Below are 14,273 nucleotides of genomic sequence, written 5' to 3' on the forward strand. Positions count from 1 at the left end.
AGGGTAAAAACTCATCCTCCAGCGCTTTCTGCCAGGAGGACGTGTGAGGATGAGTGATCCCGCGCAAAATTAGGCAGTTATCTGCGATATCGCGCACAAATTTTCAGGAGTGCTGTTTTTATAAGCAAGTTTCAGGTGACATAGTTTCGGATTTGGACTATTTCTATACGTGCTCTTGAAGTCTATTTTTGATATGATTTGAGATTCCGCTCTCAAATTTGTGAAAAAAATAAGGTGTTAGGATGATGACATCCGACCAGGAGACCTAATGATATCGACTCCCATTCGACGATATGGGGCTGCGATACTCATGTTACTCACCATGGCATTTTCAGGTGAGGTGCTTGCGAAGACGCACACGGATACAACGAGTAAGAAAGCCCACGTAATAAAGACGACAAGTAGTAAGGTTAGCAGTAAACAAGAGTATTCTCGCAATAGTGCAAAGAGTAGTTCACTTCCTGATTTGCGAAAATACCCTTCCGGAACACCAAGGAAAAAAGCGTTTCTCCGGACGGTAATGCCTTACATCACGAGTCAAAATGCCGCGATTACTGCGGATCGTAACTGGCTGATTTCCAAACAGTACGATAGCCGCTGGTCGCCCTCAGAACGCGCGCGTCTGAAAGATATCACGAAGCGCTACAAGCTGAGCTGGAACGGTAACACCCGTCGTGTGCCGTGGAATGCTCTCCTTGAACGTGTCGATATCATCCCGAATAGCATGGTTGCGACCATGGCGGCAGCCGAAAGCGGCTGGGGAACGTCAAAGCTGGCGCGTAATAACAACAATCTTTTCGGTATGAAGTGTGTGAAAGGTCGTTGTAATAATGCGCCTGGCAAGGTGAAAGGCTATTCTCAGTTTGAATCAGTCAAAGATTCCGTGGGTGCCTATGTGGTCAATCTGAATACGCACCCGGCCTACTCATCTTTCCGTAAATCACGTGCTCAGTTGCGTAAAGCGGATCAGGAAGTGACGGCCAGTACGATGATCCACAAGCTGAAGGGTTATTCGACGAAGGGGCAGAGCTATAACAACTATCTGTTCGCGATGTACCAGGATAACCAGCGCTTAATCGCCGCCCATATGTAATCACTAAAAACGCCTTCTAAATGAAGGCGTTTTCTTTTCTATATCAGCACCTCGCTGTGGCGATCCCGATACTCTTTTGGCGTGGTGTCATACTCTTTGCGAAACACCGAATAGAAATATTGCAGCGACGGATAACCGCACATCTGCGAGATTTCGTTGATCGACAGTGATGTTGAGATGAGCAGGCTGCGGGCTTTCTCCAGTTTCTCCGCATGGATGACGGCATGAATGGTTTCGCCCACTTCTTCTTTGAAACGCTTCTCCAGATTCGAACGAGAAATGCCCACCGAATCCAGAACCTGATCGACCTTAATTCCTTTACAGGCGTGGTTGCGAATATAGTGCATCGCCTGAATGACGGCCGGGTCACTCAGGGAACGATAGTCGGTTGAGCGACGCTCCACGACGCGGACAGGGGGTACCAGCAAACGCTGAAGCGGCAGAGACTCTTTATCCAGCAGACGATGCAGCAGCTTCGCTGCCTGATAGCCCATCTGACGGGTGCCCTGTGCCACAGAGGAGAGCGCTACGCGGGAGAGATAGCGGGTGAGTTCTTCGTTATCAATGCCAATCACGCACAGCTTCTCGGGCACCGGGATATGTAAATGCTCGCAGACCTGCAGCACGTGGCGGGCACGGGCGTCGGTGACGGCAATAATACCGGTTTGCGGGGGCAGCGTTTGCAGCCAGTCCGCCAGCCGGTTTTGCGCGTGCTGCCAGTTTTCCGGAGCCGTCTCCAGCCCCTGATACACTACGCCGCGATACTTCTCCTGCGCGACCAGCTGGCAAAACGCATGCTCGCGCTCGACTGCCCAGCGCTTGCCGCTGGTGGCGGGTAAACCATAGAACGCGAAACGATGGACGCCTTTCTCTTTTAAATGAAGAAAAGCGGCTTCGACCAGTGCATGATTATCGGTGGCGATATAGTGAACCGGCGGGTAATTTTCGGGGGAATGGTAGGAGCCGCCGACGCCCACGATCGGGACGTCGACGTCGGTCAGCAGCTGTTCAATGACGGGATCGTCATAGTCAGCGATGACGCCATCCCCCAGCCAGTCTTTGATGTTCTCCAGACGGGTGCGGAAGTCTTCCTCAATGAAGATATCCCACTCGGATTGCGACGCCTGCAAATATTCACCCACGCCTTCAACGACCTGACGGTCGTAGGCTTTATTGGCATTGAATAACAACGTAATGCGGTGACGCTTTTCAAACATGGCTCACTTCCCAATTAAGTCACAATACGGTTATCAGGCTCGTCGCTTGGTGGCAGAGTCCATCCAGACTGCCAGTAAAAGAATGGCCCCCTTGACGATATACTGCCAAAACGTCGGGACGTCCATCATACTCATCCCGTTATCCAACGACGCCATGATAAATGCCCCCATGACGGCACCCGCCACGCTACCGATACCGCCGGCGAGGCTGGTGCCGCCAATGACGCAGGCGGCAATCGCATCCAGCTCGGCGATGTTACCCGCGGAGGGCGAACCGGCACCCAGACGCGAACTGAGGATCAACCCGGCGATGGCGACCATCAGGCCGTTAATGGCGAACACCGCGAGCTTAGTGCGCTCGACGTTGATCCCCGAGAGACGGGCAGCTTCAAGGTTGCCACCGATGGCATAAATGCGGCGGCCAAACGCGGTGCGCATCGCCATAAACATCCCGCCCAGCAGTAACAGCGCCAGCAGCAGGACCGGTGTCGGAACACCGCGATAGTCGTTAAGAAGCCAGATGGCGCCCAGCACAATGACCGCAGTCAGCGCATGGCGTCCTACCACGGAGGTTGATGCCGGTGACGCCAGCCCCAGCGCCTGACGACGCATGCGCCCCCGCCACTGCCAGGCGACAAACGCCAGCAAACCTACCACGCCAATCGTAAAGCCCACGCTATCGGAGAGGTAGCTCTGACCAATTTGCGACATGGCGGCGCTGGTGGGGGAGACGGTAGTGCCGTTGGTAATCCCGATTAAGATCCCACGGAAGGCCAGCATCCCCGCCAGGGTAACAATAAACGACGGGACTTTGCGGTAGGCAACCCACCAGCCGTTCCAGGCCCCCAGGACCAGACCCAGTACCAGCGTCACCGCCACGGTCAGCGGCAGCGGCCAGCCAAGCCAGACGTCGAAAATAGCCGCCACGCCGCCGAGCAGGCCCATCATCGAGCCTACAGACAGGTCAATTTCTGCCGAGATAATGACGAACACCATGCCTACGGCCAGGATCCCGGTAATGGCGGTCTGGCGGAGCAGGTTAGAGACGTTACGCGCGCTTAAGTATGAGCCATCGGTCATCCAGGTAAAAAACAGCATGATGACGATAATCGCTGCGATCATCACGAAGACCTGCAGGTTCAGCGCTTTTAGCCCTGCGAACGCACCGGGCGTCGGAACGGCGACTTTGATATCAGACGGATTGCTTTTCGACATGACGTTCGCTCCTTAAAGCGGCTTCCATCACCTGCTCCTGCGTCAGGTTCTGGTTAATCAGGTTGGCTTTCAGTTTCCCCTCGTGCATCACCAGCACGCGGTCGCTCAGGCCGAGCACTTCGGGTAACTCAGACGAAATGACAATGACGGCAATCCCTTGCTGAACAAGCTGATTAATCAGTTTGTAGATTTCATATTTGGCACCGATATCAATCCCGCGCGTTGGCTCATCGAGGATTAATATGCGTGGGTTGAGAAGCAGGCAGCGCGCCAGAATCGCTTTCTGCTGGTTACCGCCACTCAGGCGGCCAATCGCCAGTTCCGGGGAGGACGTTTTGACCTTCAGCCTGGCAAGCGAATGAAGAATGCACTGCTGCTCTGCGGCATCGTCCAGGCTGCTCAGCGCGCCGGAGAACCGATCGAGTGCCGCAAGCGTAATGTTTTTCCCCACCGCCATGACCGGTACGATGCCGTCTTTTTTACGATCTTCCGGCACCATAGCAATGCCGCGGGCAATCGCCTGCTGGCAGTTGTCGATTTTCACTGGCTGGCCGTCGATATAAATCGTCCCCTCCCAGCGCCCGGGCCACACGCCAAACAGACACTGTACGGCCTCCGTGCGTCCGGCGCCGACGAGGCCCGCAATCCCGAGAATTTCGCCGCTGTGAAGAGAAAACGAGACGTTATTCACGCGTTTAATGTGGCGGTTAACGGGGTGCCACGCGGTCAGGTTTTCCACACGCAGCACTTCCTCGCCTCTGGCGTGTGGCTCATTCGGGTAGAGCGCCGTCAGCTCGCGGCCTACCATCATGGTGATGATGTCATCTTCACTCATGCCTGCCGCTTCGCGCGTGCCGATGTGTTGCCCGTCGCGAATGACACAGATGGTGTCCGAAATGGCTTTAACCTCGTTTAGCTTGTGCGAAATGTAGATACAGGCGATGCCGTGGTTTTGCAGATCGCGGATGATATTGAGCAGAACTGCGGTTTCCTGTTCGGTGAGCGAAGCCGTGGGCTCATCGAGGATCAGCAGCCGTACCTGTTTGTTCAGCGCCTTAGCAATTTCTACCAGCTGCTGTTGCCCCAGACCCAGATCGCCCACGCGGGTATCCGGTGAAATATTGAGGCTCACCTGCGCCAGCAGCTTTTCACAGCGGAGCGTCATGGTGTCGTAATCCAGTACGCCGTGGCGGGAAATCTCGGCTCCAAGGAAGATGTTTTCCAGCACGGTGAGATGCTTCACCAGCGCCAGCTCCTGGTGGATAATGGCGATCCCTTTACGTTCGGTATCGCGAATGTGTGTCGCCTGGATCACTTCACCGGCAAAGACAATTTCGCCTTCGTAACTGCCGTGTGGGTAGATCCCACACAGAACTTTCATCAACGTTGATTTGCCCGAACCGTTCTCGCCGCACAGCGAAACCACTTCGCCGGGGTTCAACCGGAGGCTGACGTTGTCGACGGCCTTCACTGCGCCGAAGCGCTTGGTGATGCTTTTCATTTCAAGTAAATAAGGCATACCTGCTCCACATAACCCGAGGGAAGAACAGTACAACGTGATGCGCCCCCGCAGAGCGGGGGCCGCGCTGGATTACAGTTCGCTCTTCTTGTGGAAACCGTCTTTAATCACGGTGGCGTCAATGTTCTCTTTATTGACTTCAATTGGCGTGAGCAGGCGAGCCGGAACATCTTTCAGCCCGTTATTCAGCGTCGCGTCTGCTTTAGGCTGCTTGCCATTGCCCAGCTCCACGGCGATTTCAGCCGCGGTATTGGCAAGCTCGGTAATCGGTTTGTAGACCGTCATGGTTTGTGTGCCAGCGATAATGCGTTTTACCCCTGCCAGGTCGGCATCCTGCCCGGAGATAGCGACTTTCCCGGCCAGCCCCTGGGCGCTCAGCGCCTGGATAGCACCGCCTGCGGTGGCATCGTTGGAGGCCACGACCGCATCAATTTTGTTGTTGTTGGCCGTCAGCGCGTTTTCCATAATTTTCAGCGCGTTTTCTGGCAGCCATCCGTCGGCCCACTGATCGCCAACCACCTTAATTTTCCCGTTGTCGATATAGGGTTTAAGGACTTTCATTTGTCCTTCACGGAACAGTTTGGCGTTGTTATCTACCGGAGAGCCACCCATCAGGAAATAATTGCCCTGAGGCACTTTGTCGATCAGGCTTTGCGCCTGTAATTCACCCACTTTTTCATTGTCGAACGAAATATAATAATCAATATCCGCATTATTAATCATGCGGTCATAAGCGAGAACTTTTATGCCTTCTTGCTTCGCTTCTTTCACTACGTTACTTAATACCTGGCCGTTATAAGGGATAATGACCAGGACATCGACACCACGGTTAATCATATTCTCGATCTGTGACATTTGCGTTTCTTCATTGCCATTCGCTGACTGAACAAAGACATTCGCACCGAGTGATTCCGCTTTTTTCACAAAGATATCGCGATCTTTTTGCCAGCGCTCCAGGCGCAGGTCGTCAATCGCCATGCCAATTTTGACCTCTTTGGCATGTCCTGCAAAGCTTACAAGGAGGAGAGTAGTGCAGATCGTTAGGGTCAGGTTCTTTATCTTCATAATTATTAGGCCTTTTGTAGGGGTATGTGTTGCTGAGATAAAAGAAACATTCACTGCTGGGACGCAGCAAATTTTTAACGCGGAAAGGCGGGCTGGCAATTACAGATTTTTATCTTCTCATTACGATATTTGGTTTATTTCTGAATTTATGACCGCGATCGGATTTTAAAATGCGTAACGTCTTAATTACATTTGATTCTGGAATTTACGCCGAAAAATAGTTTGCCTGCGCATTATTTTGCGAGCCAGCGCACAGTTGTGCATTCTCTCAATAGCAGTGTGAAATAACGTAATTGAGCAACCCAAAATGTCTATTCACTATTACTCCTGTATCAACGACTCGCCGCATACCCTGATTATGGAGCTCAATATGCAAGCTTATTTCGACCAACTCGATCGTGTTCGTTACGAAGGCCCAAAAACGACCAATCCTTTAGCATTTCGTCACTACAACCCGGATGAGCTGGTTCTGGGTAAGCGCATGGAAGACCATCTGCGCTTTGCCGCCTGTTACTGGCATACCTTCTGCTGGAACGGCGCCGATATGTTCGGTGTGGGTTCCTTTGACCGCCCATGGCAGCAGCCGGGTGAAGCCATCGAGCTGGCGAAACGCAAAGCCGATGTGGCATTTGAGTTTTTCCACAAGCTGAACGTGCCGTACTACTGCTTCCACGATGTGGACGTCTCGCCGGAAGGTGCGTCTCTGAAAGAGTACCTGAACAATTTCGCGCAGATGGTGGATGTGCTGGCGGCAAAACAGCAGCAAAGCGGCGTGAAGCTGCTGTGGGGCACCGCAAACTGCTTCACTAACCCACGCTACGGCGCGGGCGCGGCAACCAATCCGGATCCGGAAGTGTTTAGCTGGGCGGCCACGCAGGTGGTGACGGCCATGAACGCCACGCATCAGTTGGGCGGCGAAAACTATGTCCTGTGGGGCGGTCGTGAAGGCTACGAAACCCTGCTCAACACCGATCTGCGCCAGGAGCGCGAGCAGATTGGCCGCTTTATGCAGATGGTTGTCGATCATAAGCACAAAATCGGCTTCCGTGGCACGCTGCTGATCGAGCCGAAACCGCAGGAACCGACCAAGCACCAGTATGACTACGACGTGGCGACGGTGTATGGCTTCCTGAAACAGTTCGGTCTGGAAAAAGAGATTAAAGTTAACATTGAAGCCAACCACGCCACGCTGGCGGGCCACTCTTTCCATCACGAGATTGCGTCTGCGATTGCACTGGGCATATTTGGCTCTGTCGATGCTAACCGCGGCGATGCACAGCTGGGCTGGGATACAGACCAGTTCCCGAACAGCGTGGAAGAGAATGCGCTGGTGATGTACGAAATCATTAAAGCGGGTGGTTTCACTACCGGCGGCCTGAACTTTGACGCCAAAGTACGTCGTCAGAGCACCGACAAATACGATCTGTTCTACGGCCACATTGGCGCGATGGACACCATGGCGCTGGCGCTGAAAGTCGCCGCTCGCATGATTGAAGACGGTGAGCTGGATAAGCGTGTTGCGAAGCGCTACAGCGGCTGGAACAGTGAGCTGGGTCAGCAAATTTTGAAAGGCCAGTTATCACTTGCGGAGATCGCGAAGTACGCTGAACAGCAGCAGCTGGCACCGCAGCACCAGAGCGGGCACCAGGAGTTGCTGGAAAACCTGGTCAACCACTACCTGTTCGATAAATAACAGCACGTAGGCCCGGTAAGCGCAGCGCCACCGGGCATTTCTGTTAAAGGAGTCACCGTAATGTATATCGGGATCGATCTTGGCACGTCGGGTGTGAAAGCCATCCTGTTAAGCGAGCAGGGCGATGTGTTAGCCACGCAGACGGAAACGCTGCAGGTTTCACGTCCGCATCCGCTGTGGTCGGAACAGGACCCGGAGCAGTGGTGGCAGGCAACGGACCGTGCCATCAAGGCGCTAGGCGAGAAACACGCTCTGCGTGACGTCAAAGCGCTGGGGATTGCCGGGCAAATGCACGGCGCAACGCTGCTGGATAGCCAGCATCGCGTGTTGCGTCCTGCGATCCTCTGGAACGATGGCCGCTGTGCAGAAGAGTGTGCGCTTCTTGAGGAACGTGTACCCACCTCCCGCCAGATCACCGGCAACCTGATGATGCCCGGTTTTACCGCACCGAAACTTCTGTGGATACAGCGTCATGAACCTGAGATTTTCCGGCAGGTGGCGAAAGTCCTGCTGCCGAAAGATTATCTGCGTTTTCGCATGACGGGTGATTTCGCCAGCGACATGTCTGACGCGGCGGGCACGATGTGGCTCGACGTGGCGAAACGTGACTGGAGCGAGGCGATGCTGGATGCCTGCCATCTGACCCGCGCCCATATGCCCGCGCTGTTCGAAGGTAGCGAGGTGACAGGCACGCTGCAGCCAGCCGTTGCTGAACGCTGGAATATGCCAGCCGTACCGGTGGTGGCCGGAGGCGGTGACAATGCGGCGGGGGCCGTGGGTGTCGGCATGGTGGAGGCAGGGCAGGCGATGCTGTCGCTGGGAACGTCCGGTGTCTATTTTGCCGTTAGCGACGGGTATCGCAGCAACCCTGAAAGCGCTGTGCACAGTTTCTGCCATGCCCTTCCGGGGAAATGGCATTTGATGTCAGTGATGCTCAGTGCCGCATCTTGCCTGGACTGGGCGGCAAGACTCACCGGCATGGCCGATGTTCCGGCGCTCATCTCCGCCGCGCAGCAGGCGGATGACACCGCGGGTACGATCTGGTTTTTACCGTATCTTTCCGGTGAGCGAACGCCGCACAACAACCCGGAAGCGAAAGGGGTGTTCTTTGGTTTAACTCATCAGCATGGCCCGGCTGAGCTGGCGCGTGCGGTTCTGGAGGGTGTGGGCTATGCGCTGGCCGACGGCATGGACGTGGTGCATGATTGCGGCCTGAAACCGTCGAGCGTCACCCTGATTGGCGGCGGCGCGCGGAGCCCTTACTGGCGACAGATGCTGGCTGACATCAGCGGATTGCAGCTGGATTTCCGCACTGGTGGCGATGTCGGGCCCGCACTCGGCGCCGCACGGCTGGCACAGATAGCCATGAACCCCGAAAAACCGCTTTCACAATTGTTACCGCAGCTTCCGCTTGAACAGGCGCACTTGCCTGACGCAGCACGCCATGCCCGCTATGCGCAGAGGCGCGACGTGTTCCGCAAAATCTATCAGCAGCTGCTGCCGCTGATGTCGTAAACATCCGCCGGGTGGCGCTGCGCTGACCCGGCCTACAACTCCCCGTACATCTGGTTAACTTACAAACCTGCGCGTATCGATTCTTTGCAGCAGCATCGACAGCAGCAGGCTGATGACCAGCGTGGCGGCAAAAATCCAGATGATATCCAGCACTGGCCAGCTCTTTAGCTCCACACCTCTTGTTCGCAGGGCGTGGATCACCAGCGCGTGAAAACCATAAATTCCGAGCGAGTGCCGCGAAATCACGCTCAGTACCGGGAGTGGCCGCGCGTTGAGCGTGTTTTTAACGAGCGTAAGCAGCGAGACGGCACAGAGAAACACCATCGGTCCGCAATACAGGTACCAGGTATCGGCAAAATTACCGCGCCACTGCAATTCGTGCAGCGTCCCGCGCGATATCACCGCCACGCCTGCGATAAACAGCGACGCACAAAGCCAGTTCAGACTACGTTTTTGCGTCTCCATCATCCCGATGGCGCGCCCCAGCATGCCGTAAAGCACGTAATAGAAGGTATCGCCGTTGATATAGAGATTGACCGGCAACCATTCAAATCCGTCGATTTTCTGCGAGACCGTATTCGGGTTGGCGATGAGGCCAATCACCACCATCAGGGCCAGCAGCATTTTCCCGCTGACGTTTTTCACCTGAATAAGAGGAGAGACGAGATAGATAACGATAATGGCGAAGAAAAACCACAGGTGATAGAACACTGGTTTTTGCAGCAAATATTTGAGTGATAGCCCGGCGTTAATTGAGGTGAACAGGGTGATATAGAGCAAGGCAACGGCGCTGTAAAACCCCAGACAGGCCGCGATGCGGATGAAGTGCCTCGGCTGCGCGCTACGTTCGCCAAAAAAGAGAAAGCCGGAAATCATAAAAAATAGCGGGACGCTGACGCGAGACGCAGAGTTGAGAATGTTGGCAATGTCCCAGTTAACAGAGCTGATGCTGTGCGCATTCGTGACATACCAGGTCGTCGTGTGGATCATGACCACCATCAGGCACGCTATTCCTCGCAGGTTATCAATCCAGTTAATTTTTGACGCCATCAGTTCCTCGTATTCCCTGTAAATGGAGTGTGACTGCCATTGTCCAAAAGTCTTCGTTTGGAAAATTCTGAGTTTTATCAGCAGGCTTGCCGGAAGACCGCGAGATTCGCAGAATGGCGGACCTTAATCTATAAAAGCTTTGATACTAAAAATAACAGCCACTGACCAGGACGGTAATAAAAATGATGATGAAGCGAGTGGCGTCACTCTTTCTGCTGCTCATGCTGGCAGGTTGCAGTACGCCACAAGAAGCACCTGTGCAAAAAGCACAGCAGGGCAAAATGAGCCCGGAACGTTCACTGAACATGGAGGCAATCTGTAAAGATCAGGCTGCACGCCGCTATAACTCGGCCGTTCAGAAGATTGATGTCACCGGATTTGAGCGCTTTCAGGGAAGCTATGAGCTGCGGGGCCATACGTCGCGTAAAGAGGGCTTTGTCTGCTCGTTTGGTGCAGACGGCCAGTTTTTACACCTCTCCATGCGCTAGCCTGCTCGCATAATCAACAGCCAGACGTCGCCCACGTTCTGGCCTGAAGGCTTATTTCCCAATTTTCCCTAAACAACCCCGTTTCGTACTGTATATCTTGCAGCCAGCGGGTATACTGGTCCCTTCCATTTAAAACCACACGTATCCAGCACGAAATACTATGCAAAAGTTTGATACCAAGACCTTCCAGGGCCTGATCCTGACCTTACAGGATTACTGGGCTCGTCAGGGCTGCACCATTGTTCAACCTTTGGACATGGAAGTCGGCGCCGGCACTTCACACCCGATGACCAGCCTGCGCGCGTTGGGACCAGAGCCAATGGCGACCGCGTATGTGCAGCCTTCCCGTCGTCCGACCGATGGTCGTTACGGTGAGAACCCGAACCGTCTGCAGCATTACTATCAGTTCCAGGTGGTGATTAAGCCATCGCCCGACAATATTCAGGAACTGTACCTCGGGTCGCTGAAAGAGCTGGGTATGGATCCAACCATTCACGATATCCGTTTCGTGGAAGATAACTGGGAAAACCCAACGCTGGGTGCCTGGGGTCTGGGTTGGGAAGTGTGGCTGAACGGCATGGAAGTGACCCAGTTCACTTACTTCCAGCAGGTTGGCGGTCTGGAATGTAAGCCGATCACGGGTGAAATCACCTACGGTCTGGAACGTCTGGCGATGTACATTCAGGGCGTAGACAGCGTTTACGACCTGGTCTGGAGCGACGGCCCGCTGGGTAAAACCACCTACGGCGACGTGTTCCATCAGAACGAAGTGGAGCAATCCACCTATAACTTCGAATACGCGGACGTGGACTTCCTGTTCACCTGCTTCGAGCAGTACGAGAAAGAAGCGCAGCAGCTGCTGGCGCTGGAGACTCCGCTGCCGCTGCCTGCTTACGAGCGTATTCTGAAGGCCGCCCACAGCTTCAACCTGCTGGACGCCCGCAAAGCCATCTCCGTGACTGAACGTCAGCGCTACATTCTGCGTATTCGTACCCTGACCAAAGCCGTTGCTGAAGCTTACTACGCGTCCCGTGAAGCCCTTGGCTTCCCGATGTGCAACAAGTTGAAGTCAGAAGACATCAAAGTAAACGAATAAGAGGCGGCCATGTCTGAGAAAACTTTCCTGGTGGAAATCGGCACCGAAGAGCTGCCACCAAAAGCCCTGCGCAGCCTGGCTGAATCTTTTGCTGCGAACGTGACTGCCGAGCTGGATAACGCTGGCCTGGCGCACGGTAAAATTGAGTGGTTTGCTGCGCCGCGTCGTCTGGCGCTGAAAGTGGCAAATCTGGCGGCGTCTCAGCCGGATCGTGAAGTCGAAAAACGTGGCCCGGCTATTGCCCAGGCGTTCGACGCGGAAGGCAAGCCGAGCAAAGCGGCTGAAGGCTGGGCGCGCGGTTGCGGCATCACTGTTGACCAGGCCGAGCGTCTGACCACCGACAAAGGCGAGTGGCTGCTGTATCGTGCGCATGTGAAAGGCGAGAGCGCAGAAGCGCTGCTGCCGGACATGATTGCCACGTCGCTGGCGAAATTGCCGATTCCTAAGCTGATGCGCTGGGGCGCGTCTGACGTCCACTTCGTGCGTCCGGTGCATACCGTGACCCTGCTGCTGGGCGACACCGTTATTCCTGCCACCATTCTGGGCGTGGCGTCCGATCGCGTGATCCGCGGCCACCGCTTTATGGGTGAGCCGGAGTTCACCATCGACAATGCCGACCAGTATCCGCAAATTCTGCTGGAGCGCGGCAAGGTCATTGCTGACTACGAACAGCGTAAAGCCAAAATCAAAGCGGACGCGGAAGAGGCGGCGCGCAAGATTGGCGGTAATGCTGATCTGAGCGACAGCCTGCTGGAAGAAGTGACCTCTCTGGTTGAATGGCCGGTGGTGCTGACCGCGAAGTTCGAAGAAAAATTCCTGGCCGTTCCGGCAGAAGCGCTGGTGTACACCATGAAGGGTGACCAGAAGTACTTCCCGGTCTACGCCAACGACGGCAAGCTGCTGCCAAACTTCATCTTCGTCGCCAACATCGAATCGAAAGATCCGATCCAGATTATCTCCGGTAACGAGAAGGTCGTTCGTCCGCGTTTGGCGGATGCCGAGTTCTTCTTCAATACCGACCGCAAAAAACGTCTGGAAGATAACCTGCCGCGTCTGCAGACCGTGCTGTTCCAGCAGCAGCTGGGTACGCTGCGCGACAAGACCGACCGCATTGCGGAGCTGTCCGGCTGGATCGCCCGCGAAATTGGTGCCGACGTCAACCATGCGACCCGTGCGGGCCTGCTCTCCAAGTGCGACCTGATGACCAACATGGTGTTCGAATTTACCGACACCCAGGGCGTGATGGGCATGCACTACGCGCGTCACGATGGCGAAGCGGAAGACGTGGCTGTGGCACTGAACGAGCAGTATCAGCCGCGCTTTGCGGGTGACGAACTGCCGTCCAACCCGGTCGCCTGCGCCGTGGCGATTGCCGACAAGATGGACACCCTGGCGGGTATCTTCGGTATCGGCCAGCATCCAAAAGGGGACAAAGACCCGTTTGCGCTGCGTCGTGCTGCGCTGGGCGTGCTGCGCATCATCGTTGAGAAGAACCTGAACCTCGATCTGCAGACACTGACCGAAGAAGCGGTGCGTCTGTACGGCGACAAGCTGACCAACGCGAACGTGGTGGACGACGTTATCGACTTTATGCTCGGTCGTTTCCGCGCCTGGTATCAGGACGAAGGTTACACCGTTGACACCATTCAGGCGGTGCTGGCGCGTCGTCCGACCCGTCCGGCTGATTTCGATGCGCGTATGAAGGCGGTTTCCCACTTCCGTACGCTGGAAGCGTCATCTGCGCTGGCTGCGGCTAACAAGCGTGTCTCCAACATTCTGGCGAAATCCGACGAAACGCTGAACGAACGCGTGAACGCCGCGACCCTGAAAGAGCCGGAAGAGATTGCTCTGGCGATGCAGGTTGTGGTGCTGCGCGACAAGCTCGAACCGTACTTCGCGGAAGGCCGCTACCAGGAAGCGCTGGTGGAACTGGCGGAACTGCGTGACGTGATCGACGCCTTCTTCGAGAAAGTGATGGTGAACGTAGAAGATAAAGACCTGCGTATCAACCGTCTCTCTATGCTCGAAAAACTGCGCGAGCTGTTCCTGCGCGTGGCGGATATTTCGCTGCTGCAGTAATGTGCCCGCTGTCATAAACATACGAGCCGTCTTTCTTTCCGGGTGGCGCTACGCTTACCCGGCCTACATTGTGTAACGGGTTGCACGTTTCATTGTAGGCCCGTGCAAGCGTAGCGCCGCCGGGCGAAACTGACAAAATGCACTTTGCCAGCAGTTTGAAAACCCGCTTCGGCGGGTTTTTTTATGGGGCTTTTGTAGGCCGGATAAGCGCAGCGCCTTCAGGGTATCGGCAAAGTAGTCCTT

General features: G+C 55.1%; 11 protein-coding genes. 6 read left to right on the forward strand and 5 right to left on the reverse strand.

Features of this window, described 5'->3' with window-relative positions:
- The first annotated feature begins 268 nt into the window (after positions 1-268).
- A complete protein-coding gene (locus L3068_RS00710; protein WP_014882032.1) occupies positions 269-1,093 on the forward strand; it encodes a protein bax in 825 nt (274 codons plus the stop codon).
- A gap of 38 nt (positions 1,094-1,131) precedes the next feature.
- Here L3068_RS00710 and xylR read toward each other — a convergent pair whose 3' ends face one another.
- From xylR to xylF, 4 genes are all read right to left on the reverse strand, one after another.
- A complete protein-coding gene (gene xylR / locus L3068_RS00715) occupies positions 1,132-2,310 on the reverse strand; it encodes a D-xylose utilization transcriptional activator XylR (protein WP_014882033.1) in 1,179 nt (392 codons plus the stop codon).
- A 33-nt stretch (positions 2,311-2,343) separates the two neighbouring features.
- Positions 2,344-3,525 (reverse strand): xylose ABC transporter permease XylH, encoded by a 1,182-nt coding sequence (gene xylH, locus L3068_RS00720; RefSeq protein ID WP_117581974.1) that lies wholly within the window; start codon positions 3,523-3,525, stop codon positions 2,344-2,346.
- Positions 3,503-5,044: a xylose ABC transporter ATP-binding protein gene (locus tag L3068_RS00725; RefSeq protein ID WP_023331745.1), complete on the reverse strand. Its 1,542-nt coding sequence runs from the start codon at positions 5,042-5,044 to the stop codon at positions 3,503-3,505. The genes xylH and L3068_RS00725 overlap by 23 nt, the downstream gene beginning before the upstream one ends.
- 72 nt (positions 5,045-5,116) lie before the next feature.
- Positions 5,117-6,109 (reverse strand): D-xylose ABC transporter substrate-binding protein, encoded by a 993-nt coding sequence (xylF, locus tag L3068_RS00730; protein ID WP_014882036.1) that lies wholly within the window; start codon positions 6,107-6,109, stop codon positions 5,117-5,119.
- A gap of 370 nt (positions 6,110-6,479) precedes the next feature.
- Here xylF and xylA point away from each other — a divergent pair, with 370 nt between their 5' ends.
- Together xylA and xylB are read left to right on the forward strand one after the other, a co-directional pair.
- Positions 6,480-7,802: a xylose isomerase gene (gene xylA / locus L3068_RS00735; protein WP_086527836.1), complete on the forward strand. Its 1,323-nt coding sequence runs from the start codon at positions 6,480-6,482 to the stop codon at positions 7,800-7,802.
- A gap of 60 nt (positions 7,803-7,862) precedes the next feature.
- Entirely contained in the window at positions 7,863-9,317 is a 1,455-nt protein-coding gene (xylB, locus tag L3068_RS00740; protein WP_047343742.1) for a xylulokinase, read from the forward strand.
- A gap of 54 nt (positions 9,318-9,371) precedes the next feature.
- On the opposite strand, the gene L3068_RS00745 is transcribed toward xylB, so the two are convergent.
- Complete coding sequence (locus L3068_RS00745; protein WP_023331748.1) at positions 9,372-10,367, reverse strand: acyltransferase; 996 nt, start codon at positions 10,365-10,367, stop codon at positions 9,372-9,374.
- A gap of 182 nt (positions 10,368-10,549) precedes the next feature.
- On the opposite strand from L3068_RS00745, the gene L3068_RS00750 reads away from it, so the two are divergent.
- The 3 genes from L3068_RS00750 (at position 10,550) to glyS (ending at position 14,030) form a co-directional block, all read left to right on the forward strand.
- Positions 10,550-10,855: a YsaB family lipoprotein gene (locus L3068_RS00750; protein ID WP_214602810.1), complete on the forward strand. Its 306-nt coding sequence runs from the start codon at positions 10,550-10,552 to the stop codon at positions 10,853-10,855.
- A 160-nt stretch (positions 10,856-11,015) separates the two neighbouring features.
- Positions 11,016-11,951 carry a glycine--tRNA ligase subunit alpha gene (glyQ, locus tag L3068_RS00755; RefSeq protein ID WP_023338915.1) on the forward strand — a complete coding sequence of 312 codons (936 nt, stop codon included), beginning with the start codon at positions 11,016-11,018 and terminating at the stop codon, positions 11,949-11,951.
- Positions 11,952-11,960: 9 nt separating this feature from the next.
- Entirely contained in the window at positions 11,961-14,030 is a 2,070-nt protein-coding gene (gene glyS / locus L3068_RS00760; protein ID WP_014882041.1) for a glycine--tRNA ligase subunit beta, read from the forward strand.
- Positions 14,031-14,273 lie beyond the last annotated feature (243 nt).

Origin of the sequence: Enterobacter cloacae complex sp. ECL414, assembly GCF_021869685.1 — a bacterium.
Taxonomy (GTDB): domain Bacteria; phylum Pseudomonadota; class Gammaproteobacteria; order Enterobacterales; family Enterobacteriaceae; genus Enterobacter; species Enterobacter kobei.

Coding starts and splice junctions, on each gene's coding strand:
- L3068_RS00710 (WP_014882032.1), top strand. CDS start 269: ATGATATCGACTCCCATTCGACGATATGGGGCTGCGATACTCATGTTA.
- xylR (WP_014882033.1), bottom strand. CDS start 2,310: ATGTTTGAAAAGCGTCACCGCATTACGTTGTTATTCAATGCCAATAAA.
- xylH (WP_117581974.1), bottom strand. CDS start 3,525: ATGTCGAAAAGCAATCCGTCTGATATCAAAGTCGCCGTTCCGACGCCC.
- L3068_RS00725 (WP_023331745.1), bottom strand. CDS start 5,044: ATGCCTTATTTACTTGAAATGAAAAGCATCACCAAGCGCTTCGGCGCA.
- xylF (WP_014882036.1), bottom strand. CDS start 6,109: ATGAAGATAAAGAACCTGACCCTAACGATCTGCACTACTCTCCTCCTT.
- xylA (WP_086527836.1), top strand. CDS start 6,480: ATGCAAGCTTATTTCGACCAACTCGATCGTGTTCGTTACGAAGGCCCA.
- xylB (WP_047343742.1), top strand. CDS start 7,863: ATGTATATCGGGATCGATCTTGGCACGTCGGGTGTGAAAGCCATCCTG.
- L3068_RS00745 (WP_023331748.1), bottom strand. CDS start 10,367: ATGGCGTCAAAAATTAACTGGATTGATAACCTGCGAGGAATAGCGTGC.
- L3068_RS00750 (WP_214602810.1), top strand. CDS start 10,550: ATGATGATGAAGCGAGTGGCGTCACTCTTTCTGCTGCTCATGCTGGCA.
- glyQ (WP_023338915.1), top strand. CDS start 11,016: ATGCAAAAGTTTGATACCAAGACCTTCCAGGGCCTGATCCTGACCTTA.
- glyS (WP_014882041.1), top strand. CDS start 11,961: ATGTCTGAGAAAACTTTCCTGGTGGAAATCGGCACCGAAGAGCTGCCA.